At 59.9% G+C, this 23,836-nt stretch carries 22 protein-coding genes and 1 pseudogene; 12 read left to right on the forward strand and 11 right to left on the reverse strand.

Going from position 1 to position 23,836, the window contains the following annotated elements:
- Positions 1 to 40: 40 nt before the first annotated feature.
- Positions 41 to 718: an ABC transporter ATP-binding protein gene (locus tag ACXAH3_RS11705; RefSeq protein ID WP_474862260.1), complete on the reverse strand. Its 678-nt coding sequence runs from the start codon at positions 716 to 718 to the stop codon at positions 41 to 43.
- Positions 711 to 1,997, reverse strand: coding sequence for a lipoprotein-releasing ABC transporter permease subunit (locus ACXAH3_RS11710; RefSeq protein ID WP_474862261.1), 1,287 nt, complete (start codon positions 1,995 to 1,997; stop codon positions 711 to 713). Before ACXAH3_RS11710 ends, ACXAH3_RS11705 begins: the two co-directional genes overlap by 8 nt.
- A gap of 313 nt (positions 1,998 to 2,310) precedes the next feature.
- Between ACXAH3_RS11710 and ACXAH3_RS11715 the strand changes: the two genes are divergently transcribed.
- The 4 genes from ACXAH3_RS11715 (at position 2,311) to ACXAH3_RS11730 (ending at position 5,019) form a co-directional block, all read left to right on the forward strand.
- Positions 2,311 to 2,814, forward strand: coding sequence for a type III secretion system chaperone family protein (locus tag ACXAH3_RS11715; protein ID WP_474862262.1), 504 nt, complete (start codon positions 2,311 to 2,313; stop codon positions 2,812 to 2,814).
- Between the two features lie 105 nt (positions 2,815 to 2,919).
- Positions 2,920 to 3,738 carry a pyrroline-5-carboxylate reductase gene (proC, locus tag ACXAH3_RS11720; RefSeq protein WP_474862263.1) on the forward strand — a complete coding sequence of 273 codons (819 nt, stop codon included), beginning with the start codon at positions 2,920 to 2,922 and terminating at the stop codon, positions 3,736 to 3,738.
- The gene (locus ACXAH3_RS11725) at positions 3,731 to 4,069 is read left to right on the forward strand and encodes a tRNA-binding protein (protein WP_474862264.1); all 339 of its coding nucleotides are present in this window, start codon (positions 3,731 to 3,733) and stop codon (positions 4,067 to 4,069) included. Before proC ends, ACXAH3_RS11725 begins: the two co-directional genes overlap by 8 nt.
- A complete protein-coding gene (locus ACXAH3_RS11730; protein ID WP_474862265.1) occupies positions 4,069 to 5,019 on the forward strand; it encodes a 2-hydroxyacid dehydrogenase in 951 nt (316 codons plus the stop codon). Before ACXAH3_RS11725 ends, ACXAH3_RS11730 begins: the two co-directional genes overlap by 1 nt.
- An 84-nt stretch (positions 5,020 to 5,103) precedes the next feature.
- Here ACXAH3_RS11730 and ACXAH3_RS11735 read toward each other — a convergent pair whose 3' ends face one another.
- Entirely contained in the window at positions 5,104 to 5,682 is a 579-nt protein-coding gene (locus tag ACXAH3_RS11735; RefSeq protein ID WP_474862266.1) for a thymidine kinase, read from the reverse strand.
- Positions 5,683 to 6,078: 396 nt separating this feature from the next.
- Here ACXAH3_RS11735 and ACXAH3_RS11740 point away from each other — a divergent pair, with 396 nt between their 5' ends.
- Complete coding sequence (locus ACXAH3_RS11740; RefSeq protein ID WP_474862267.1) at positions 6,079 to 6,546, forward strand: hypothetical protein; 468 nt, start codon at positions 6,079 to 6,081, stop codon at positions 6,544 to 6,546.
- Here ACXAH3_RS11740 and ACXAH3_RS11745 read toward each other — a convergent pair.
- A pseudogene (locus ACXAH3_RS11745) lies at positions 6,547 to 6,834 on the reverse strand (diacylglycerol kinase); the annotation flags it as partial.
- A gap of 59 nt (positions 6,835 to 6,893) precedes the next feature.
- Positions 6,894 to 7,265, reverse strand: coding sequence for a YigZ family protein (locus ACXAH3_RS11750; RefSeq protein WP_474862329.1), 372 nt, complete (start codon positions 7,263 to 7,265; stop codon positions 6,894 to 6,896).
- 92 nt (positions 7,266 to 7,357) lie between these two features.
- Here ACXAH3_RS11750 and ACXAH3_RS11755 point away from each other — a divergent pair, with 92 nt between their 5' ends.
- On the forward strand, positions 7,358 to 7,609 hold the full coding sequence (locus tag ACXAH3_RS11755; RefSeq protein WP_474862268.1) for a hypothetical protein: 252 nt from the start codon (positions 7,358 to 7,360) through the stop codon (positions 7,607 to 7,609).
- Here the strand turns inward: ACXAH3_RS11755 and glpK are convergent.
- The 4 genes from glpK to ACXAH3_RS11775 all read right to left on the reverse strand — a co-directional run bounded on the left by glpK (position 7,596) and on the right by ACXAH3_RS11775 (position 11,907).
- Complete coding sequence (gene glpK, locus ACXAH3_RS11760) at positions 7,596 to 9,062, reverse strand: glycerol kinase GlpK (protein WP_474862269.1); 1,467 nt, start codon at positions 9,060 to 9,062, stop codon at positions 7,596 to 7,598. The genes ACXAH3_RS11755 and glpK overlap by 14 nt on opposite strands.
- Before the next feature lie 183 nt (positions 9,063 to 9,245).
- Positions 9,246 to 10,616, reverse strand: coding sequence for a glutamate--cysteine ligase (locus ACXAH3_RS11765; RefSeq protein WP_474862270.1), 1,371 nt, complete (start codon positions 10,614 to 10,616; stop codon positions 9,246 to 9,248).
- 62 nt (positions 10,617 to 10,678) lie between these two features.
- On the reverse strand, positions 10,679 to 11,185 hold the full coding sequence (locus tag ACXAH3_RS11770; RefSeq protein ID WP_474862271.1) for a hypothetical protein: 507 nt from the start codon (positions 11,183 to 11,185) through the stop codon (positions 10,679 to 10,681).
- A complete protein-coding gene (locus tag ACXAH3_RS11775) occupies positions 11,182 to 11,907 on the reverse strand; it encodes a 16S rRNA (uracil(1498)-N(3))-methyltransferase (protein WP_474862272.1) in 726 nt (241 codons plus the stop codon). The genes ACXAH3_RS11770 and ACXAH3_RS11775 overlap by 4 nt, the downstream gene beginning before the upstream one ends.
- Positions 11,908 to 11,918: 11 nt before the next feature.
- Between ACXAH3_RS11775 and ubiA the strand changes: the two genes are divergently transcribed.
- From ubiA to ACXAH3_RS11790, 3 genes are all read left to right on the forward strand, one after another.
- Positions 11,919 to 12,887: a 4-hydroxybenzoate octaprenyltransferase gene (gene ubiA, locus ACXAH3_RS11780; protein WP_474862273.1), complete on the forward strand. Its 969-nt coding sequence runs from the start codon at positions 11,919 to 11,921 to the stop codon at positions 12,885 to 12,887.
- Positions 12,888 to 12,951: 64 nt separating this feature from the next.
- Entirely contained in the window at positions 12,952 to 15,105 is a 2,154-nt protein-coding gene (locus ACXAH3_RS11785; RefSeq protein ID WP_474862274.1) for an OmpA family protein, read from the forward strand.
- Between the two features lie 22 nt (positions 15,106 to 15,127).
- Positions 15,128 to 15,454: a hypothetical protein gene (locus ACXAH3_RS11790; protein WP_474862276.1), complete on the forward strand. Its 327-nt coding sequence runs from the start codon at positions 15,128 to 15,130 to the stop codon at positions 15,452 to 15,454.
- 2 nt (positions 15,455 to 15,456) lie between these two features.
- On the opposite strand, the gene ACXAH3_RS11795 is transcribed toward ACXAH3_RS11790, so the two are convergent.
- Entirely contained in the window at positions 15,457 to 17,499 is a 2,043-nt protein-coding gene (locus ACXAH3_RS11795; RefSeq protein WP_474862277.1) for an oxidoreductase, read from the reverse strand.
- A gap of 99 nt (positions 17,500 to 17,598) precedes the next feature.
- Positions 17,599 to 19,176: a trimethylamine methyltransferase family protein gene (locus ACXAH3_RS11800; protein ID WP_474862278.1), complete on the reverse strand. Its 1,578-nt coding sequence runs from the start codon at positions 19,174 to 19,176 to the stop codon at positions 17,599 to 17,601.
- 68 nt (positions 19,177 to 19,244) lie between these two features.
- On the opposite strand from ACXAH3_RS11800, the gene ACXAH3_RS11805 reads away from it, so the two are divergent.
- The 3 genes from ACXAH3_RS11805 (at position 19,245) to ACXAH3_RS11815 (ending at position 23,774) form a co-directional block, all read left to right on the forward strand.
- Complete coding sequence (locus ACXAH3_RS11805) at positions 19,245 to 19,862, forward strand: TetR/AcrR family transcriptional regulator (RefSeq protein WP_474862279.1); 618 nt, start codon at positions 19,245 to 19,247, stop codon at positions 19,860 to 19,862.
- Positions 19,863 to 19,997: 135 nt separating this feature from the next.
- The gene (locus tag ACXAH3_RS11810) at positions 19,998 to 23,195 is read left to right on the forward strand and encodes a 2Fe-2S iron-sulfur cluster-binding protein (protein ID WP_474862280.1); all 3,198 of its coding nucleotides are present in this window, start codon (positions 19,998 to 20,000) and stop codon (positions 23,193 to 23,195) included.
- Between the two features lie 93 nt (positions 23,196 to 23,288).
- Positions 23,289 to 23,774 carry a fasciclin domain-containing protein gene (locus ACXAH3_RS11815; RefSeq protein ID WP_474862281.1) on the forward strand — a complete coding sequence of 162 codons (486 nt, stop codon included), beginning with the start codon at positions 23,289 to 23,291 and terminating at the stop codon, positions 23,772 to 23,774.
- Positions 23,775 to 23,836 lie beyond the last annotated feature (62 nt).

Here is a 23,836-nt window from a genome sequence, read left to right on the forward strand (position 1 = left end):
AGCAATCGGGTCTCACGCGATTGTCAGGGATCGCGAGCGGTCAGAGGATCTCGCCACCTTCCAAGCGCAAGGTCCGATCCATGCGGGCGGCCAGTTCAAGGTTATGCGTGGCGATCAGCGCCGACAGGCCCGTGTCTCGCACAAGCTCCATCAATGCGGCGAACACCGTGTCCGAGGTGTCCGGGTCCAGGTTCCCGGTGGGTTCATCCGCCAGCAAAAGCGCAGGGCGGTTGGCCAGCGCCCGACAAAAGGCAACGCGCTGTTGCTCGCCGCCCGACAGCTCGGCGGGGCGGTGGGTGGCACGGGTGTCGACGCCCACACGGGCCATCAGCTCCATCGCGTGATCGCGCGCGGCGCGTTCGCCGACGCCATTCGCCAGTTGCGGCAGCACGATGTTTTCCAGAGCGGTGAATTCCGGCAGCAAGTGGTGGAACTGATAGACAAACCCAACCTCGTTTCGGCGGGTGGCCGTCCGGCGACGGTCGGACTGCGCGCCCATCTTCTGCCCGTTGATCGAGACCTCGCCCGCATCAGCCGCATCCAACAGCCCCGCAATGTGCAAAAGCGTCGATTTGCCCGAGCCCGAAGGCGCTACCAGCGCCACAACCTCGCCCTTGGCAATCGTCAGGTCCGCCCCGCGAAGCACGCGGATTTCGCCCGGCGTGCCTTCGTTATAGGTCTTGGTGATGCCCGACAGGGTTAGAACCGTGTCACTCATAGCGCAGCGCCTCCACCGGGTTCATCCGCGCGGCCTTGCGCGCTGGGAATAGGGTCACAACGAAGGACAAAGTCAGCGACAGAGCCACCGCCGATGCGACATCCGCGAGCTCCAGCTTTGCAGGCAAGTGATAGATGCCGCGGATCGACGGGTCCCAAACTCCGCCGCCAGAGATGTAGTTCACCAGCGCGAATACGCTGTCGATGTTCAGCGCAAACAGACAGCCAAGGATTACCCCGGCAATCGTCCCGACGATCCCCGTCAGCGAACCGCATAGAAAGAAGACCCGCAGGATGGATCCCTCGCTCAGACCCATTGTGCGCAGAATACCAATGTCACGCCCCTTGTTCTTTACCAGCATGATTAGGCCGGATGTGATATTCATCGACGCAATCAGCACCAGCACGGACAGGATGATGAACATGACGTTGTCTTCCATATCTAAGGCGCGCAGGAAGGCTCCGGACCGGTCGCGCCACGTCCAGACGCCGCTGGGGTCTTCGACGGCTTCCATGATGGGCATCAGCAGTTTGTCGATACCTTCCGGGTCGTCCACCATCACCTCGATCTCATCTGCCAACCCTTCGCGGTTAAAGAAGCTCTGCGCCTCGGCGATGGGCAGATAGACGCGGGTGCGGTCGATGTCCCAACGGCCTGCGGTGAAGATATAGGTCACGTCATAAGCATTCACCCGCGGGCTGGTGCCGAAAGCGGTCTTCACCCCATTGGGCGAGATGATCTTGATCTTGTCACCGATCCCGACGTTCAACTCGGCCGCCACGCCAGACCCAATGGCCACGCCGCGCTCGAAATCCGCCAGATCCCCGGCCGAGCTTTCAGGGCTGGCGATGCGTGGGATGGTCAGGATGTCTTCATAGGCGATCCCGAAGACTTCGACCCCGGCATTATGCTGCCCCCGGTTCGCCATGACCTGCCCTTTGACCAAAGGCGCAGCACGGACCACGCCCGGAACGGTCATAATGCGGTCCGCCCAGTCCTCGTAATTCGTGATCGTCCGGTCCAAATCCCCGTTCGCGGTGATCCGGCTTTGGGCATAGACCTCGACATGGGCATTGGCGCCCAGAATGGTGTCGACAAATTCGTCGCGGAACCCGGTGCGCACAGCAAGCGTGATGATCAAGGCCGCTACGGCCAGCGTGATACCGATCAGGCTGATCCATGTCATGGTGCTGACGCCACCCTCGGCACGGCGCGCGCGCAGATACCGCCACGCGATCTGCCATTCGAAACGGGAAAACGGGGCTGTTCGCTTGGGCAACTCAGGCTCCTGACGGGAAAAGATTTGCGCCAAACTGCGGCTAATGGGCGGCAAGGTCAAGCAGATGCCCCCAATGTGGCCTGAAACCGCCGCCCCGCCCACAATCCGCTAACCTGTGGAGAAACAAAAGTTTTCTGTGGACAACTCGCTTAACAGGCAAAGTTTCACTTTACAGCGAGGAATGCGGGTGACACCATATCTAGTAAGGTAAGGCGCAAAGAACGCCGAACCTTGTACAGGCATCAAGCATTTGTGGCCACTTGCGGTCACTGCCACGACCCCGTCACAAATGCTGAAACCAAGGGGGCATAACATGGCCGCAACCGAGCAGTATATCGAAAGCGAAGATCTTCACCCGATCGACATCGTCGAAACCATCGCGGAACATCACGCGTGGGAGTTCGACCGCGTCGCGGAAGATCAAATTGCCATGGCTGTCGAGGGACAGTGGCGCACCTATTCGATCACCTTGGCGTGGTCGCCCTATGACGAAACTCTGCGCCTGATCTGCACCTTCGAAATGGAGCCGCCCGAGGACAGCTTGCCGCGCATCTACGATGCGTTGAACCGGATCAACGACCAGTGCTGGACCGGCGCGTTCACCTATTGGGAAGAGCAGCGCCTGATGGTCTGGCGTTACGGTCTGCCTTTGACCGGCGGACAGTTTGCGGGCCCCGAACAGATCGACCGGCTGATCGCTTCGGCCGTGTCCGCATCCGAGCGCTTCTATCCAGCCTTCCAGCTGGTCGCATGGACGGATCGCAGCGTTGACGACGCCCTTCAGGTCGCCATCGCCGAGGCTTACGGCCGCGCATAACTTTATTGCTTACCTCCCCGGCCGCGCCCTCGGGCGCGGTTTCGGCTTGCGCCGCCCGCGTTGCGCTCTAATCTCGCACCCAAGCTGGAAACGAGACAGGGCAACATGATGATGGATCAGGTAAAATCGCGCGGGCTGGTGCTGTTGGGTTGCGGCAAGATGGGATCGGCCATGCTGGAAGGCTGGCTGTCGGATGGGCTGCCCGCCAGCTCGGTCTGGGTGAATGATCCCTACCCTTCGGATTGGCTGCAATCTCTGGACGGGTTGAACCTGAACACGACCCTGCCCGACAATCCCGCCATCGTGCTGATCGCGGTGAAGCCGCAGATGATGGCAGATGCACTACCGTCGCTGAAAGCGCTTGGAAACGGCACAACGCTATTCCTGTCGGTCGCTGCCGGCACGCCTATTTCGACCTATGAAACCATGCTGGGCAACCAGACCCCGATCATCCGCGCCATGCCCAACACGCCCGCAGCCATCGGGCGCGGGATCACGGCGATTTGCGGCAATGATCAAGCATCTGCCGCTGATCTGGATCTTGCTCAATCACTTTTATCAGCTGTTGGGCAAGTGGTCCGGCTGGACGGCGAACACCAGATGGATGCCGTTACTGCCGTGTCAGGGTCCGGCCCCGCCTATGTGTTCCACTTGGTCGAGGCGTTGGCCGCCGCCGGCGTCAAACAAGGCCTGTCCGAAGACCTTGCCATGCAATTGGCTAAGGCCACCGTGGGCGGCGCAGGTGCGCTTGCGGAAGAAGCTGACGACGACCCCGCCCAGCTGCGCGTCAATGTCACCAGCCCCGGTGGTACCACTGCCGCCGCTTTGTCCGTCCTGATGGACGAAGCCACCGGTTTTCCCAACCTTCTGACCCGCGCGGTGAAAGCCGCCGCCGACCGTTCCAAGGAGCTTGCCAATGGCTGAGATCACATTCGACGACTTCATGAAAGTTGACGTCCGAAAAGGTACAATCGTGCGTGCCGAACCCTTCCCAGAAGCCCGCAAGCCCGCCATCAAGCTATGGGTCGATTTCGGGGATGAGATCGGCGAGAAGAAAAGCTCGGCCCAAATCACTGCGCATTACACACCCGACACGCTTATCGGCAAATCGGTCATCGCTGTCGTGAACTTTCCACCCCGCCAGATCGGCCCGATGCGCAGCGAAGTTTTGGTTCTGGGCCTGCATGACGCCGATGACGGTGTGGTACTGCTAAGCCCCGATCACGATGTCCCCAACGGCGCGCGGATGTGCTGATGAAACTCTTCGTCTCCCGCCCTCTGCCCGACGCGGTTCTGTCCCGCGCCCGAGGTGCCTTCGACACCACGGTGCGCGACATCACGACCCCGATGAGCCGGGACGAGATGATGGCAAGCCTTCGCGACTATGACGTCGTCCTGCCGACGCTGGGCGATCTCTACTCTGCTGACATCTTCGAAAGTACTGACACGATCCGCGCTCGTCTGCTCGCGAATTTCGGCGTAGGCTACAACCACATCGACGTGGAGGCAGCCAAGGCGCATGGGCTTCAGGTAACAAACACGCCCGGCGCCGTCACTGATGCCACTGCCGACACCGCCATGACGCTGATCTTGATGACCGCGCGTCGGGCCGGGGAAGGTCAACGGATGTTGCGCAAAGGCGCGTGGGAGGGCTGGCACCCAACGCAGCTGTTAGGGATGCATGTCTCGGGCAAAACCGTCGGCATTATCGGCATGGGCCGTATTGGCGAAGCCATCGCCAAACGTTGCCATTTCGGTTTCGGCATGAATGTCGTGTTCTACAACCGCTCTCCAAAAACGCCTGACCTGCCCGCGCAGCAATTGCCCAGCATCGAGACCGTTGCAAACACCGCGGACATCCTTGTCGTCGCCGTTCCGGGCGGGGGCGAGACCCTCCACCTGATCGACAAGAACACATTTGATGCCATGCCGTCCCATGCGCTTCTGATAAACATCGCACGCGGAGAAGTCGTCAGCGAAGCCGCCCTGATTGACGCCCTCGAACAAGGTCAGATCGCGGGCGCAGGGCTGGACGTCTACGAGTTCGAACCCAAAGTGCCCAAAGCGCTCACCGACCGCGAGGATGTGACCCTGCTGCCCCATCTGGGCACCGCGACGCTGGAAGTGCGTACAGATATGGGAATGTTGGCGATGGACAACATCGAGGCGTTCGCCAACGGCCAACCGCTGCCGACTCCGGTCTGATCTTACTTTTGCCAATCAATGCCTTCACCACCTGTCGCATCGCGACAGGTCATCAAGCGCGCCGAAGGCGCACAATCGGGTCTCTCAGTTCCCGGTTTCTTCCCGCCAATGACGGCGGCAGAGGGAAACATAGGTCTCGTTCCCGCCGATCTGCACCTGATCGCCATCCGTCAGCACGCGTCCCTGATCGTCCTGCCGAACCACCATTGTCGCCTTCTTGCCGCAATGGCAGATCGTACGCACTTCGCGCATTTCATCGGCCAGCGCCAACAGCGCCGCGGATCCCGGAAACAGGTTGCCCTGAAAATCGACGCGCAGCCCGTAGCACATCACTGGCACCCCCAGATCATCCACCGCCCGGGCCAGTTGCCAGACTTGATCTCGGCTTAGAAACTGCGCTTCGTCAATGAAAACGCAGGCACAGGGACCATCGGCCTGCCGCCGCGCGATCTTGTCATAAAGATCCTCGCCCTCGGCAAACGTATCTGCCTTCGCCCCGATCCCGATCCGACTGCCAATCCGCGCGTCGCCAGCGCGATTATCGAACTGGGCGGTGATCAGATATGTCTTCATCCCGCGTTCGTGATAATTGTAACTGGCCTGCAAAAGCAGGGTCGATTTCCCCGCATTCATGGTCGAATAGTGAAAATAGAGCTTTGCCATACCCTTGAATTACGCGCCCACAGGGGCGGGTTCAACCACTCGTTTCAGGAACCTTGGGGGATGGCAGCCAAAGGCATAGAAAAGGAGAAAGCAGTCGCACACACAACACGCGGTCAGTGGGCTTTCGCCCGGGGATGGATATGACCGTCACACTCGTAAGCCAATCACGTCCTGCTTTCTCATGCAGGCGTCCCACCTGCATCCCGCAACGTTCCCATCGCGGGGCTTTTCAATCCGATGCATGTGGCATCGGGCACTTGTAAAAATTCTTCCACTCGCAAACAGCAAAAGATAACTCGCTACAGTTATGAAATAAGCCATTCCCTTAGCGGAAAAATAATGGGAAAAGAGGTGTGGAATTCCCCACAAGCGAGGGGAAGACAAAAGGAATTGAATATGGCCGGTGTTGGAAGTTACCTGAAAAAGCATACCGAGGCGCTTGTCAAAGACGTCGGTTTGGAAGCTGCCTGTGCTGCTACGGGCAAATCCAAAGCCACTTTGGGGCGCTATTATTCTGACAGTGAAGAGCACGCAGATCGCTTTATGCCGATCGACGCCGTCGCCGCATTGGAAGAGGCCGCACGCTATCCCCACATCACCAGCGCCTTGTCCGAGCTTCAGGGGATTACCATTTCCTATGATGCCGAGCGCAAGAACTCGCCCGAGGGTGGGGTGAACAGCGACGTGATTGCCCTGTCGCAGCGTTTTGCGATGTTGATGGCGGAATACCAGCAATCCATCGAGGACGGGATCATTACGATCAACGAAGCCAAGCGCCTTCTGCGTGAAACGCTGGCGCTTCAACATGTGTTGATCGACATGAAACTGCATCTGGAAGAAGAAGCCGGGAACGGCCAAGCCTGATCACCCGATCAAAATCGCGGCCCACGCAACTCCGGCTGTAATTGCTGTCACGGCGACGAAGGCGCTGCCCGCATCCTTCGCTTCGCGCGCAAGCTCGTGCTCCTCGCTTGTGACCAGATCGAGCGTGCGTTCGATTGCTGTGTTGATCAGTTCAGATGCGACGACCAGCAGGCTAAGCGCAAAAAGCAGCGCAGTTTCCCCACGACTTAGATCCAGCCACAATGCCAGAATGCACGAGATCACGCAGAGGATTGTCCACTGCCGCAGCGACGCTTCTGTCCGCCATGCGGCGCGCCATCCCGTCTATGACCAGACACAGGTCATCCAGAATCGATGCAGCTGCGCCTTCAGCACCCATCGCCCCCTAGTTCTGCATTCTGCAAATAGTGCTGCACGGCGTCCTGCACCCGACGAAACCTATCGCCGCCCAGCTTGGTGCCACCGAACCAGCGGGTTACCACGATGATATGTCCCTTAACGCCCTCGCGTTCCAGCATCCGCAGAATGACCATGCCTGCACCGGCCTCGCCGTCATCGCCCTTTACGCCGCCTTCTTCCGGCAAGATGGCAGCCCAAGTGTTGTGCGTCGCCTTGGCATAGCGTTTGTCGCGGGTCAGAGTCTTTAGAAACGCCTTCACATCCGCACGGCTGCCGACCTTCCCACCCGAGACCGCGTATTTTGATCCCCGGTCCGTCAGGAACCCACTGAATTGCTGCATGTCTGTCTTGCCCATGGAAAATGTATAGCTGCCGCGACACGGCTTCGCCAGATCGCTCTGGTCTTTGTCGTCCAAGCGGATAAACTTAAGACATGTTTACCATCGAACACGAATTTGACTCGACCGTCGTCACCCTTGTGGACGAGGGGGAAAATACCGACGCCCCTCATCTGAACGAGGATGTGATCATCAACGCTTTTGCTGGCTGCGTGACGTTGGAGCAATGGGATCCACGCACCGATCAGGTACATAAGATCACGCTGTCGCCAGCGCAGTTACGCGACCTGACGGCCGCGCTGAACCTGCCCGAAGGGATTTACCGTTCTGAGGTCAAGGGCGACTAAGGGTCCGCGACACGGCGTCTTTCCAACCCGCATAGCGGCGGGTGCGCGTGGCATCAGCCATCTGCGGCGCAAAACTGCGTTCCAGCGCCCAAGTCTCGGCAAAGCCGACTTGGTCGGGATATATCCCAGCCTTCATGCCCGCCAACCACGCCGCCCCCAGCGCGGTGGTTTCCAGAACGGTCGGACGGTCCACAGCCGCCCCGTTGATATCGGCCAGAAATTGCATCGCCCAGTCGGACGCGGCCATGCCACCATCAACGCGCAGCACGGTGTCGCCCGTATTGCCCATATCGGCCTGCATGGCCTCAAGCAGATCGCGGGTCTGAAAGCCCACGGCTTCAAGCGCGGCACGGGCGAATTCTTTCGGGCCGGATCCGCGTGTCAGGCCGAACACCGCCCCCCGACACTCGGCATCCCAATAAGGCGCGCCCATGCCTGTGAAGGCCGGGACCAAGATCACCTCTTGCTCGGGGTCGGCAGCATCCGCCAATGCTGTCGTCTCGGCCGCGTTGTCGATGATGCCCAGCCCGTCGCGCAGCCATTGGACCGCCGCGCCCGCGATAAAGATCGAGCCTTCCAGTGCATAGGTCGGCTTGCCATCCAGTTGATACGCAATCGTCGTCAGCAGACGGTTTTTCGACGCCACCGGTGCGTCGCCTGTGTTCAAGAGCGCAAAACAGCCCGTGCCATAGGTAGATTTCAGCATCCCCGGCTGGAAACACGCCTGCCCGATGGTGGCCGCCTGTTGATCCCCCGCCACGCCCAATATAGGGACCGGCGCACCCAACAGATCTGTTACACCGAACTCGGACGCACAATCGCGCACCTCGGGCAACATGCTCATCGGGATGTTCAAAAACGCGCAAATATCCGCGTCCCATTCCCCCCGCTTGATGTTATACAACATCGTGCGTGCAGCGTTGGTCGCGTCAGTCACATGCGACGCGCCATCCGTCAACCGCCAGATCAGGAAGGTATCCACGGTGCCAAAGGCCAGCTCTCCGGCATCGGCTTTCGCTCGTGCGCCGTCCACATTATCCAAGACCCACGCCAGTTTCGTGGCCGAGAAATACGGGTCCAGCAACAGGCCCGTGCGTTCCGTCACCAACGCCTCATGCCCAGCGCTTTTCAGCTCGGTACAAGTCTGTGCAGTCCGGCGGTCCTGCCAGACGATCGCGTTATAAACAGGTGCCCCCGTCGTCCGATCCCAGACCAATGTGGTCTCGCGTTGGTTGGTGATGCCGATGGCTGCGATGTCCTGCCCTTCGGCGACCTCAAGGCAGGTGGCGCAGACAGTTTCCCAAATTTCCTCCGGGTCATGCTCGACCCAACCCGAGGCCGGGAAGTGCTGCGTAAATTCCTTCTGCGCAGTACGCGAGGGGCACATATCCCCATCAAACAAGATCGCGCGAGATGATGTAGTGCCCTGATCAATGGCAAGAATATGTGTCATGCTGGCCTCCCGGTCGGTCTGGAAGGTATCGCTAACATCTGATGTGAGCCTTGTCACGACTGAACCCAAAACAGCAAACGGTAATTCATCGCAATCCGTCAGACACACCCCGCCGGATCCGAAATCTGTTTGCCGACACAATGGCTTCCGTTGCGATGCCTTCACCGCCTTCGGATATCGCGCCTAGTAACTATACTCGTCATAGATCCGCGACAGATCCCCGTCCCATTCGCCTTGATACTTGCCCAGCAATTCACACGCCGGCGAACGGCCTTCTTCGACGCTTTCTTGCAGTGCGTTCAGGAAATGGGTTTCGTCGGGCACCATACCGCCGCTGCCGACGCGGGCGCGGGCTTTCAGGCCAGTTTCGGCGATCTTCACCACATCGCGCGCAAGGTCGATCATGCGAATGCCGTTTACCTCGGCCTGCAACCCTTCGACCGATGCCGCAACGCGCAGTGCCTCGCGGGTTTCCGCGTCCCAGCCTTTTGCCAGATCCCACGCGGCATCGAGGCTTGTCTGGTCGTACATCAACCCGACCCAGAGTGCAGGCAACGCGCAAAGGCGACGCCACGGGCCGCCATCAGCGCCGCGCATTTCCATATATTGCTTGATCCGCGCTTCGGGGAAGATCGTGGTCAGGTGGTCGGCCCAGTCGCTCAGCGTAGGGGTCTCGCCCGGCAGCGCGGGCAATTTACCCTGCATGAAGTCGCGGAAAGACTGACCCAGCGCGTCGATATATTGCCCGTCGCGATAGACGAAATACATTGGTACATCGAGCGCGTATTGTACGTAACGCTCGAACCCCATGCCATCTTCGAACACAAAGGGCAGCATGCCGGTGCGTGCGCCGTCCAAATCCCGCCAGATGCGCGAGCGCCAGCTTTTGTGACCGTTGGGCTTGCCTTCGAAGAAGGGCGAATTTGCAAACAACGCGGTCGCCACCGGCTGCAACGCCAGTGCCACACGGAACTTCTGAACCATGTCGGCCTCGTCCGCGAAGTCGAGGTTCACCTGCACCGTGCAGGTCCGGTACATCATCTGTTTTCCGTGCGTGCCGACCTTGTCCATATAATCGGTCATCAGCTTGTAACGCCCCTTGGGCATCACCGGCATTTGGTCATGCGTCCACTCAGGGGCGGCACCCAGACCAATGAACCTCGCGCCCATCTCGTCCGCGATGTCCTGCACCTCCCGCAGGTGTTCGTTCACCTCGTCACAGGTTTGGTGGATGTTGTCCAAGGGCGCGCCCGACAGTTCGAACTGCCCACCGGGTTCCAGAGAGATATTCGCGCCCTCGCGTTCCAACCCGATCAGGTTGCCCGCTTCACGCACCTCGGTCCAATTGTACCGATCACGCAGCCCTTCCAGCATCTTCAGGATCGAGCGCGGCCCGTCATAGGGCAACGGCTTCAGTGTGTCTTTGCAATAGCCGAACTTCTCGTGCTCGGTGCCGATCTTCCATGTCTCGCGCGGTTTGCAGCCACTTTCCAGAAACTGCGCCAGCTGATCGTGATGGGTGATCGGACCACCACCGGACTGAGGAATGGACATGTTCGGCTCCTATAGAAAACGCCCTTAAGGGGCTTCAGTCGTGGGGCAAGCGGCGGCCAGTGTCAATGCAGCTTTGCGACGGCGCGCGACCATATCACGACAGTGTCATTGGGTGGGGCGTTCACCGCCCGGATCGCGGCATCGATATTGGCGCCGGACAGCGCGGTTAGAGCGTCAAAGATCGCTTCGGCCCCTTCGGCGCGGGCGGGGATGGTCAGAACAGCACCCAATTGCTGAAACCGCCATACGGGAAGGCCCGCCAGATCGCGCCCGATCTCGATCCGCACCACATCGTCAAGCGAGGCAAAGCCGCCGCCAATGGGTGCCAGATAGGTCACTTGGCGTTCATCAATCTGCACCACACCCACGCCCCCATGGGCCGAGTAAATGCGCGCGCGGCGCAATCCCGACATCAGGACCAACGCACCCATGAATGCCAGCGCAAGCCCCATCCATTTAATCCACCCAAGAGACCCCCAAGCCCACCAAAGGCCGAGAAGGATGACGACAGCCCCGATCAGCGCCTCGCGATAGCGGGTAAGCTCCAGTTGAAGCTCGGGACGTATCATCCCCAATCCCCCAGCACTTGCTGCCACATGGTCATGGCAGCGACAGCTGCGGTGTCGGCGCGCAGGATGCGGGGACCGAGGCTGACGGGGTGGGCGTTCTCCATGGCGTGCAGCCGCGCGCGTTCGCGATCTGAAAACCCACCTTCAGGGCCGATGAAGATGGCCCAGCGGTGGCCGCTGGCGGCGGAAAGGGTTTCAGCTGCACCCACCAAAGCCTCGTCACAGAACATGATTTGACGATCATCGGGCCAAGCGTCCAGCAGCTTGTCCATGCGCATCAGGTCCACGACCTCGGGCACATAGGTGCCGCCGCATTGTTCGGCGGCTTCGATGGCATGGGCTTGCAGACGGTCGCGACGGATGCGTTCTGAGTTGGTGAACTCGGTCGACATGGGCTGGATCAGGGCGGCGCCCATTTCGGCAGCTTTCTCGACAATAAAATCAGTCCGCGCCTTCTTGATTGGGGCAAAGCACAGCCACAGGTCGGGCGGCATGTGCAAAGAGCGGGATTGCTCAAGGCACTCCAACACGCCCCGGCGTTTGCCCGCCTCGATCACGCGGGCGGGAAACTCGCCCTCGCGCCCGTTAAACAGGGCAACAACATCGCCTTCGCCCAGCCGCATCACCCCAAAAAGATAGTGCGCCTGATCGCGATCCAGCGAAACGGTTTGCCCCTGACCCAAGGGGTGATCTACATAGAGCCTGACTTTTGCCTGTTTCATGAGGGAAACCTATGACCCCCAACGCCGATTTGCCAGACCCTAAGGGGCAGGTTTCTGATGCCTATAGGGGCAATTGGGTGGATCACCGTGCACCGGCGTGGTCGCGGCCTTATCTGCGCCTCAGCCGCGCAGACCGGCCCATTGGAACATGGCTTCTGTTGATCCCCTGCTGGTGGGGGCTGCTTCTGGCCACCGCCAGCACAGGGCGCTTTGGCTGGTATGATGCCTGGATCATGCTGGGTTGCGCCATCGGATCATTCCTGATGCGCGGGGCGGGCTGCACGTGGAACGACATCACCGACCGTGACATCGATGCGCAAGTCGAGCGCACCAAAAGCCGCCCGATCCCATCGGGTCAGGTGACCTCCAAACAGGCTGCGATCTGGATGGGCCTACAGGCGCTGATTTCCTTTGGCATCCTGTTGACCTTCAACTGGGCTACGATCCTTCTGGGCGTTCTGTCGCTGGCCCCGGTCGCGGTTTATCCTTTCGCCAAACGCTTTACATGGTGGCCGCAGGTCTTCCTTGGCATCGCCTTCAACTGGGGCGCATTGGTCGGGTGGGTTGCGCATACCGGGTCGCTTGGCGCGGCCCCCATCGCGCTTTATGTCGCCGGGATTGCTTGGACCCTGTTTTACGACACGATCTATGCCTATCAGGACACGGAAGACGATGCGCTGATCGGGGTAAAATCCACCGCCCGGCTGTTTGGAGACAACAGCCGAAAATGGCTTCGAATGTTTCTGCTTGCGACAGTCGCACTGGCAGCGTTGGCAGTCATTCTAGCGCTTATTCCCGGCGCGAATGTGCTGTCACTGGTCATTGCATTGGGTGGCGCTTGGTTCATGGGCTGGCACCTTGCGTGGCAGATGCGAAAACTCGACACGGACAGCCCTGAAAACTGCCTGATGCTGTTTCGTTCCAACCGCGACGCGGGGCTTATTTTTGTGCTGTTTCTTGCCGCCAGCCAAATCGTTTGATTGCACCCCGTCCCGTGACCTCATAATAAGCATGAAACCAAAGAGATAACGGAACCAATTTCGTATGCGCCCATCGCAAATTCTTCTGGTCCCGGCCTCGCTTGTGGTCGGCGCTTTTCTGGCCCTATTTGCGGCCATCCTTTCGGTCAATGTCATCGAAAGCAGCTCGGAAGACGCGGTGCATGATGCGCTGACCCTGCGTGGGCACGAATGGGTCGAGGTTCAATCCGACGGATTGCAAGTTGTCCTGTCCGGAGCAGCGCCCAGTGAAGCCGTGCGGTTTCGCGCGCTTTCTATTGCGGGAACCGAGGTCGACGCCGCCCGTGTCATTGACAACATGACCATCCCCGCCGCCGAGGCCGTCCAGCCGCCGCGCTTTTCGATTGAGGTGCTGCGCAACAACGCCGGCATCTCGATGATCGGCTTGATCCCGGCCGAGTCCGACCGCGACAGTTTGATCGAAGAAGTGGGCGACATTGCGGGCAACACCCATGTGACCGACCTGCTCGAGGTCGCGGACTATCCGGTTCCCGCCAACTGGGATAGCACACTGGACTTCGCGCTTTATGCGCTCGCGCAGCTTCCGCGCTCGAAGATCTCGATGGATGCGGACAAGGTGGCGATCACCGCAGTAGCTGACAGCGCTGAAGAGCAGCAAGAATGGGCGCGCAGCCTGAAACGCAAGGCGCCGCGCTCGATCCTTCTGTCCATTGACATTTCCGCCCCGCGCCCGGTGATTACCCCCTTCACCCTGCGCTTCAAGATTGATGACAGCGGCGCGCGGTTTGACGCATGTTCCGCCCATGACACCATCGGACGCGCCCGCATTATCTCGGCTGCGACCGAGGCTGGGCTTGAGGGCGTGGCAAACTGCATCATTGGTTTGGGCGTTCCGTCCCCCGATTGGGCCGAGGCCGCCGTGATGGGCATCAACGCCGTTGCAGCTCTTGGCGGTGGATCGGTCACGTTCTCGGATGCAGACGTCACATTGATCGCCCAAGACACCACCCCGCAAGCCACCTTCGACCGCGTGGTGGGCGAGCTGGAAAGCAACTTGCCCGACCTCTATTCGCTGCATTCTACCCTGCCTGAACCTGTCAAAATCGACGGCACCGGCGAAGGCAACGCCACACCCGAATTTGTCGCGACACTTAGCCCCGAAGGTCAGGTGCAACTGCGTGGCCGCCTGTCGGACGAAGCCCTGCGCAGCGCTGCGGAAAGCTTCGCGCGCGCCAAGTTCGGCTCGCAATCGGTCTATCCGGCCACGCGTCTTGACCCTGATCTGCCCGGAGACTGGCCCACCCGCGTTCTGGCCGCGCTCGAGGCTCTGTCGCTGGTCGCAAATGGCGTGATCGTGGTGCAGCCTGACATCGTGGACATTCGCGGCAACACCGGCGACCCGGAAGCCAGTGCCGAGATTTCGCGCCTGTTGGGCGACAAACTGGGCGAGTCCGAAAACTTTCAGGTCAACGTCACCTATGAAGAACGCTTGAACCCGACCCTAAACCTGCCCAGCCCAGAACAATGTGCCGCAGACATCAACGCAGTTTTGGCCGAAAAGAAAATCACTTTCGCGCCGGGCTCGGCCAATATCGAAGCCTCTGCCGCAGATACCATCGACAAAATCGCCGAGATCATGCGCCAATGTTCGGACGTGCGGATGGAGATCGCTGGCTTCACCGACAGCCAAGGCCGCGAGGAAATGAATCTTGCCCTGTCGCAAAACCGCGCACAGGCCGTTCTGTCCGCACTTCTGTCGCGCCGGATCCTGACCTCGAACTTGTCAGCGGTAGGGTATGGCGAAGAAAACCCAATTGCCGATAACGGTACCGACGAGGGCCGTGAAGCCAACCGCCGGATCGAGTTCCGCCTGCTGAATGGCGTGACGCAGGATGACGATGGGGCCGCCGTTCCCGACGAGACTGCCGAAGAAGCAGAAGGAACGCCAACCGAGGATGCGGCAGATACCACAACAGATGCGCCCGATGCAGGAACCGAGGCGGATGCCGCCGAAACACCTGAAGCACCCGCAGAACCCGAAGATGCCGAGGACGAGACCGACGCAGCACCCCCCGACGCAGTCACCCCTGCCGAGGACGCGCCTACCGCCGCTTCCACCGAATCAAGTGAAGAACCGGATCCGCTTCCCTATAGTGGCCCCGAGATTTTGACCCCCCAAGATACCGACAAGCGCCCTGCCCCGCGCCCGGAACGCTGATAGACACCGAAGGACCACCCCGATGAACAGAACCGAGTTTATCATCGTCACCGCCATTATTCTTTTTGTGGCCTTCGTGCTTGGCTGGTTTGCCCACTGGTTGATCCACCGCTTTGTGCAGGTACAAGGCAGCGAAATGAGTGAGCTAGACAAGATGGCGCAAGCGCTTCACGACGCAGAAGAAACCCGCGACGAGGCAATCACCTATCTGCAATCGCGCGAGGCTGAAATGGCCAACCAGCTGCACCAGACCGAAGCCGAGTTGCGCGCCGCCATGGACGGCCTGCGCGACGCCCGCCACGAAGCGGAAGAGCTGCGCGCGTATATCGAACGCACGCAGCAGGCTTAATCCTACAAGTCTTTCACCAACCGAAGCGCGTCATAAATTGCGGCATGTGTATTGCGTGCCGTCACGGCGTCTCCGATGCGAAACAGTTGGAACTGCCCCTCGGGATTGGTGCGGATGGTTTGCGGCTGCCCTTCGATCAGCGCGTCGTGATCGACCTCGCCCCGGTTCGATGAGTGCTCTTTCAGATCGAAATACAGATCATCCATCGGCATGGTACCATAGTTCACCACCACTTGGTCGTATGTCGCCTGACGGGTGAAGTCCGAGTAATCCGTGCCCAGCGTGACCGTCAGTCGATTACCGTCGCGCGCGATATCTTTCAGGCGTTCGGTCACAGTGAACCGCACGCCCTTGGGTTGAAGTGACCGCATATAGGGCACCAGGTTCATGGCCATGATGTCTGGGGCGAAAACGCGATCGGGCGTCATCACTTCGACACTTGCGCCAGCCTCTGCCGCGATCTCGGCCGCCTGCAACGCCGGGTGGTCGCCGCTTTCGTCATAGATTAGCACGTCACCCGCGCACTTTACATCGCCCGCAATCACGTCCCAGGCGCTGACGGCCAGATCTTGCTCGCCCTTGGTCTCAAAGAGCTCAAGGTTCGGCATCCCACCTGTGGCGATGATCACCACATCCGGGTTCAGGGCAGTAACGTCGTCCGCCTCAGCCCATGTGTTGAAATGAAACGTCACATCACGCGCCGCGCATTGCGCCATGCGCCAATCGATGATGCCAATCATCTCGCGCCGACGTGGGGTTTGTGCCGTCAGGCGAACTTGTCCACCGGGGTCTGGTTGCGCCTCAAAGACTGTCACGTCATGGCCGCGCTCAGCCGCCACACGTGCCGCTTCCAGCCCCCCCGGTCCAGCGCCCACGATGACGACCTTGCGCGGGCTCTCTGCCGGGCTGATTTCGTGCGGCATGGTCAGTTCGCGCCCGGTGGCCGCGTTGTGAACACACAGCGCATCACCCGCCTGATAGATCCGGTCCAGACAATATGTGGCACCGACGCATGGGCGAATGTCTTCTTCACGGCCTTCGATAATCTTCTTCACGATATGTGGATCGGCCATATGCGCCCGCGTCATGCCAACCATATCCAGCTGACCCGAGGCCACCGCGTGGCGCGCCGTCGCCACGTCTGGAATACGGGCCGCATGGAACGTGGGCATCCCGATCTCTTTGCGGACCCGCCCGGCAAAATCCAAGTGCGGCGAGGCCGGTGCGCCCTGAATGGGGATCATGTCCGTCATCGCGGGATCCGTATGAATGCGGCCCCGGTTGATATTCAAGTAATCCACCTGGCTGCAATCACGCAGCATCCGAGCGATCTCTAACCCCATTTCTGGATCAATGCCGCCCGTCTCAACCTCGTCCGGGGCAAAGCGTACACCCACGATAAACTCGCGCCCCACGCGTGCGCGCACAGCCTCGATAATATCCATCGTCAGCTTCATCCGCCCGGCCAGATCGCCACCATAGGGGCCGTCCAACCGGTTGGTCAGGGGCGAAATGAACTGATCCAACAGGTGCCCGTGGGTCATTACCTCGACCCCGTCCATGCCACCCTCTTTCATCCGTTCGGCCGCGTCCGCAAAGTCCGAGATAATCCGCGAGATATCCCAATCCTCGGCCATTTTCGGGAAGGCACGGTGGGCGGGTTCGCGGTGCGGGGTCGAGCACACCGGCGGCAACCAGTCGCCTTTGTTCCACCCCGTGCGTCGCCCCAAATGGGTCAGCTGGATCATGCAGGCCGCACCATGTTCGTGCACCGCATCCGTCAGCTGTCGAATCCACGGAACAACCTCGTCCTTATAGGCAAGGATGTTGTTAAAAACCGGCGGGCTGTCTTTCGACACTGCAGCCGATCCTGCCGTCATCGCCATCGCGATACCCGCCTTGGCGCGCTCGGCGTGATAGGCCGCATAGCGCTCTTTCGGCATCCCATCCTCGGGGTAGGCGGGCTCGTGACTTGTGGTCATGATCCGGTTTCTTAGGGTCAGATGCCCCAATTGATACGGCTGCAAAAGTGGATCGCTTGACATCATCCATCCTTCTCGGCTTAGGGCAACTGCACCCTCATTTTCTTGTCTTAAATACCTTGGGGGAGCGTCGAAGACGCGGGGACAATGCCCCCTCTGCCCTCAGTACCAAGCATCCTCCATCGACGCCTTTTTACGCGCCACGAAATCCTTCAGCGCTTCATCGACGCTTAGATCCATCCCTGGTGCTTCATAGGCGGCAAGCTGCGCCTTCCAGCGCTGGTTCGCACGGGTCGCCATGTCAATCTCGCCCTGTTCGTCCCATGTCTCCCACGGTTGATTGTCGTCCAGTGCGCTGTCGTAATAGGCCGTTTTGTAGTGCCGCATCGTGTGCGCGGTCGAAAACAGATGCTCGCCCGGCCCTTGTTCAGCCAAGGCGTCAAAGCCCATCGTGTCCTCGTTCACTACAACCCCGTCGTAATAGGAATGCAGCGCGCCACACAGGTCCAGATCTAGCATGAATTTCTCATAGGACATGGACAAAAGCCCATCCAAGAACCCCGCCGAGTGCAGCAGGAAATTCGCCCCGCACTGCACCGCAGACATCATCGACATCATCGCCTGCTGCATCGCCTGCGCATCCGGCAGTTTCGAGGTCGAGAAGTTGCCCGCACAGCGCAATGGCAGGTTCAGCCGGCGCGCGAGTTGGCCATAGACCAGACTGCCCACCGCGGGCTCGGCCGTCCCAAAAGTAGGCGAGCCCGAGCGCAGAGACATAGAGCTTAGGAAACTTGCCAACACCACAGGAGCGCCGGGGCGTTCCAATTGTGCAACGGCACATGACACCATGCTTTCCGCCAGACATTGCGCGATGGACCCGGCCATTGTCAGGGGCGACACTGCGCCGCCCAGAAGGAACGGCAAATGAATGGAGCCCTGCCCCGCGCGGGCATATTCGCGAATGCCCTGCGTGGTAACGCCGTCCAGCACCAAGGGGCTGGTGGTGTTGAAATTGCCCATGATGACGCAGTTCTGATCGACGAACTCCGCTCCGAACAGCACGCGGCACATCTCGACACTATCGGCGGCGCGCTCGGACGCGGTGATCGAGCCAAGGAACGGGCGGTCGGAATAGCGCATATGGGCATAGACCATATCCAGATGGCGCTTATTCACCGGGACGTCTGTGGGTTCGCACACCGTCCCGCCAGAATGGTGCAGCCACGGGCTGGACTGTCCCAGCTTCACGAAATTCTGGAAATCCTCAAGCGTGCCATAGCGGCGGCCTTTATCCAGATCCATGACAAAGGGGCTGCCATAGGATGGCGCAAAGACCACGTTTTCCCCTCCGATCTGGACATTATTATCCGGGTTGCGGGCGTGCTGGGTAAAAACACTGGGAGCGGCCTTCAGGATCTCGCGGATCATGCCCGGCGCGAACTTGATGTTCCAGCGAGTGCCGTCCAGCTGCGTGACCTCGCCGCCTGCTTTGCGGAACATTTCGACGGTCTCAGGATCATCACGAAACTCGATGCCGATCTCGGCCATAATACGGTCGGCGGTGGCCTCGATCTGGCTCAGCGCCTCTTCGCCCAGAATGTCATAGGTGGGAATGCCGCGTTTGATATAGGGCCGTTCCAGATGCGGGTTTTGGCCGGGCGAGCCGTCTCGTGCCTGCCGCTTACCACGGCTGCGCCGCCGTCCTGTGCTTAGCTCGCCCATCACATCCTCCTTGGTCATGAGTCGCTTACTTGACATAGGTGACGACTGATTTGACACATATGTCAAGTCACCTATGATGCGGGCTTATGACTAAAAACGACATACAGCGCCCTCGCGCCTCGGAACGCATGTGGCTTGATGCAGCGCTTGAGCTGTTGGTCACGGTTGGTGTGGACGGGGTGAAAATCATGCCGCTGGCGCAGCGCCTAGGCCTGACGCGGACCGGGTTTTACCACCACTTCCGCGACCGCGAGGCACTGCTGGACGCGATGATCAAACGGTGGGAGGATAAGAATACCGGCAATCTGGTCGCCCAATGTGCGCTTTATGCAGAAACCATATGCGAGGCGATGTTCAACCTTCAGGATTGCTGGTTTCAGACCGATCTGTTCGACGCGCAATTGGACCGGGCCATCCGCAATTGGGCCGATCATGATGCGGCGCTGAAAGCCCGGCTTGATGACGCCGACGCCCAGCGCAAAGCCGCGATCAAAGCCATGTTTGAACGCTTCGACTATTCCCCCGAAAGCGCCGAGGTCCGCACGATGGCGATCCTTTATACGCAGGTTGGATATATCGCGATGGAGATCAAAGAAGATCCTATTGGTCGCATCGACCGCGTACCATTGTATGTCGAGCTTTTCACGGGCCAAACGCCCTCGGACAGCGAGGTTCGCCGTTTTCGCGCCCGGAACGGATATTGAATCCAATTTCTTCTAGCGCCGCCTGTCCAGACATGTTCATCTATGCGCAAGGCTGAGCCCTTGCGGCTAAGCTGACGACAACCTCTGACACGACCGGATTGCATCCTCCGGCTGCTGGCCCATTGAAAGACGGACATGCGCATATTCTCGACCCGCAATCGATCTGTTGATCTTGGACCTTACCCACTTGAACGTTTGGCCCGCGCGGACAGGCCCTCGGGGCTTGAGCATCTCGCTCTTGAACAGCCCGTGCCGTTCAACCGCCCCGACCATCCTGAAAGCCTTGTGAACGCGATGGCCCCGTTTCAAGCCGCGATGGACGCGATCCGCGACGGCTTTGTGAACCCGAGCGTTTCGACAATTCCTGACGATCCACAGGACCGTGCGCGGCATCTAAAGGCGTTTGGCTATTACCTTGATGCCTCAATGGTTGGCATCACACGGATTGACGACGGATCACGGCGCGATGTCCCCATTTCAAACCCCGGCATCACGGAGCTGGTCGAAGACCTGACCACCCGCGAGGTCAAAACGCTGGCCGCTGGGATCGACGTCTTGATGGCCGAGCTGAAGGATAGCCTCGCCGCTGGTGAACGTGCCGTCACCGACCACAGCCATGCGATTGTGTTCCTGTATGAACACCACCGCGATCCTCGCCCGGACGAACCCGGCGCAAGCTGGATCATGGACGCGCAGGATCAGCGGGCTTGCTTGCTGTCGACCGAAACGGCCGTGGTTATCGCCAATTATCTGCGTCTGCTTGGGTTCGACGCCAAGGCGCATACGGGAACATCTTCGGATGTCTCTCTTGAACGCCTTTCTGTGCAGGCCGGGCTGACATGGGCCACGCCCGACGGCATCAAGACCCCGTGGCTTGGGGACAGGTTCGGTTTGGCCGTCGTCACGACCGCGATGGAACTGACCACCGACCGCCCCCTTGCCCCAAAAGCTGACCAGCCCAACCTAACCGGCCTGCGCTGGTGGCTGGGCAAAGACAGCGTCAAATCCGGGCTGAATGGCGATCCCTATGCCAAGCGTGACTATGTAATGGGCCCACACCCGTTCGAACGGTTGAAACGTGTCGACACCCCCACAACTTATATTGACGAAGCCAACGTTGCCCGCGTCCCCAAACGCGCCGACATGTTCGCCCGCGCGCAATTCGGAGACATGGGCAAACCTTTGCAGGAAAGCGCATCAGGAGGGTTCTACGTCCGTAAATCTGCGCCCAGCTATGCCCAGCGACGCGCCCTTGGGCTGTTTACACCGCTGCAAGACGGACCGTCGCTTGATGGTCCGCGCCCCTCGGACCCAGCTGAAAACGCCGTAACCCTAAAGGCCGCCAGCTATTTTCTTGGCATCGACGCGGCAGGCACCAGCCGCTGCCCCGACTGGACATGGTACAGCCACGACGCGACCGGAGCAGAGATCACCCCCCCCCACGACCAAGCGCTGTCCATGATCGTCGATCAGGGATTTGAAACGATGGAGGGCGCATCCGGCGACGACTGGATCGCGGTCAGCCAATCCATGCGCGCCTACTTGCGCTTTTCCCTGCTTGGGGGCGTCATCGCCCAGCAGATCCGCAATCTTGGCTATTCCGCGAAGGCGCATACGGTGATGGACGGCACGGTGCTGCAACCCCCGCTGCTGTTGCTGGCTGGGTTGGGCGAAGTCAGCCGCATCGGCGAGGTGATCCTGAACCCCTATCTCGGACCTCGGCTGAAATCGGGCGTGGTCACAACCGACATGCCCTTGGCGCATGACAAGCCGATTGATTTCGGTCTGCAACGGTTCTGCGAAGCCTGCAACAAATGCGCGCGGGAATGCCCTTCGGGGGCGATCACCGCCGGACCGAAGCTGATGTTCAACGGCTACGAGATCTGGAAGTCCGACAGCCAGAAATGCACCACCTATCGCGTGACCCAACCGGGTGGTGCGATGTGCGGGCGTTGTATGAAGACATGCCCGTGGAACCTTGAAGGGCTGTTTGCGCAGACACCATTCCGCTGGGCGGCCTCGAACCTGCCCGGCGCGGCTCCGGTGCTGGCGCGACTGGACGACGCCGTCGGGAATGGCGAGATCAATCCGATCAAAAAATGGTGGTGGGATCTGAAGCTGGGCGAGGATGGCGGATACCACCCGACTGACGAACCCGTTAATACGCGCGGTTTATCGCGGGATTTGGACCTGAAATACGAAGATCAGACCCTTGCGGTTTATCCCGCCCCCTTAGCCCCGCCGCCGTATCCCTATCCGTTCCCGATGGATCGCGAGGCCGGGATTGCCGCCTATCAGGCGATGATCCCAGCGACCGAGTACCAAGCCCGCCTGTCCGAGGGCGACCTATCCATGCTGCACACGTATTCGGTGCCCAAAGACGCGCCCGTCCTGCAACTTCAACTGTCCAAAGTCGAGCGGATGACGTCAGACGTCACCAAATACGAACTCAGCAGTCTTGATGGGTCTGAGTTACCTGCTTGGACAGCGGGTGCGCATCTGGATGTGTTGGTGTCGCCCGATTTCCCGCGGCAGTATTCGCTGTCAGGCGACCCGTCAGATCGGATGCGCTATCAAATCGGGGTGCTGCGCGAGGACGAAGGGCGCGGTGGCTCGGCCCTGATGCACCGGATTTTCACCGAGGGTCGCAAGGTCTTTGTCGCAAAGCCCATAAACCATTTCGAACTGGTCGAGGATTCTTCCAAGACCTTCCTGATGGGTGGCGGTATTGGCGTCACGCCGATGATCGCCTTTGCCCATCGGCTGCACGCAATTGGTGCAGATTTCGCCTTGCACTATTCCGCCAGCCGTCGTGCGGATGCAGGGTATTTGGACGACTTGGCCGCGATGCCATGGGCGGACCGCGTGCATCTGCATTTCTCGGACGAAGGCACCCGCGCAGACTTCGACGCGGTGCTGGCGGGTGCCCCCAATGGCGCGCATGTCTATGCCTGCGGCGCGGATCGTTACATGTCGTCGGTGATGGAAGCAGCAGAACGTCAAGGCATCCCCGAGGACGCGCGACACTTGGAATATTTCAATGTGCCCGATCAGCCGGATTATGAAAACCACCCCTTCACCCTGCGCCTGAAGGACGGTCGCCAGATCACGGTTTCGGCCGAAGAAACGGCAGCAGATGCGCTGAACGCGGCTGGGCTCCATGTGGACGTCAAATGCTCGGACGGGATCTGCGGCGTTTGCAAATGTGGCGTTGTATCAGGCGAGGTCGAGCACCGCGATTTCGTTCTATCAAACGCCCAGCGCGAAGGTGCAATGATCCTATGCCAAAGCCGTGCGAAAGACCCGGATGGAGAGATTGCACTGGATCTATAGCCTCACGCACGCCTCACAGAAACGTCATCTAAACCGGTGATCCGAGGCCCAAAGCCCCCCGTACTTCTTGTATCTAACAACAAGGAGATCAACATGCTTCGCCGTACTTTCATCGCATTCACCGCCGCTGCGGCCTTCAGCGCCCCTGCTTTCGCAGACGGCCATTCCAAAGACATCGTCGACACCGCTGTTGGAGCAGGCAGCTTCACCACACTGGTTGCAGCAGTACAAGCTGCGGGTCTGGTCGACACTCTTAAAGGCGAAGGTCCCTTCACCGTTTTCGCCCCAACAGATGACGCCTTTGCAGCCCTGCCCGAAGGCACTGTCGAAACGCTCTTGACGCCCGAGAACAAGGACAAGCTTGTCTCGATCCTGACTTACCACGTGGTCCCCGGCAAAGTGATGTCCGGCGATTTGTCGGACGGAATGATGGCCGCCACCGTTCAAGGCGCTGAAGTAAAGATTGGCACCATGTCGGGCGTGACTGTTCAAGGCGCAAATGTAACCGCAGCTGATATCGAAGCGTCAAACGGCGTGATCCACGTGATCGACAGCGTAATCCTGCCACCAGAAAGCTAAGCTTTCTTCCTCACGCAAGGCAGGTAAGGGGTCGCCAAGTGCGCCCCCTTTCTTTGCCGACG

The sequence above is a fragment of the Aliiroseovarius sp. ABM4_368 genome (assembly GCF_056161205.1).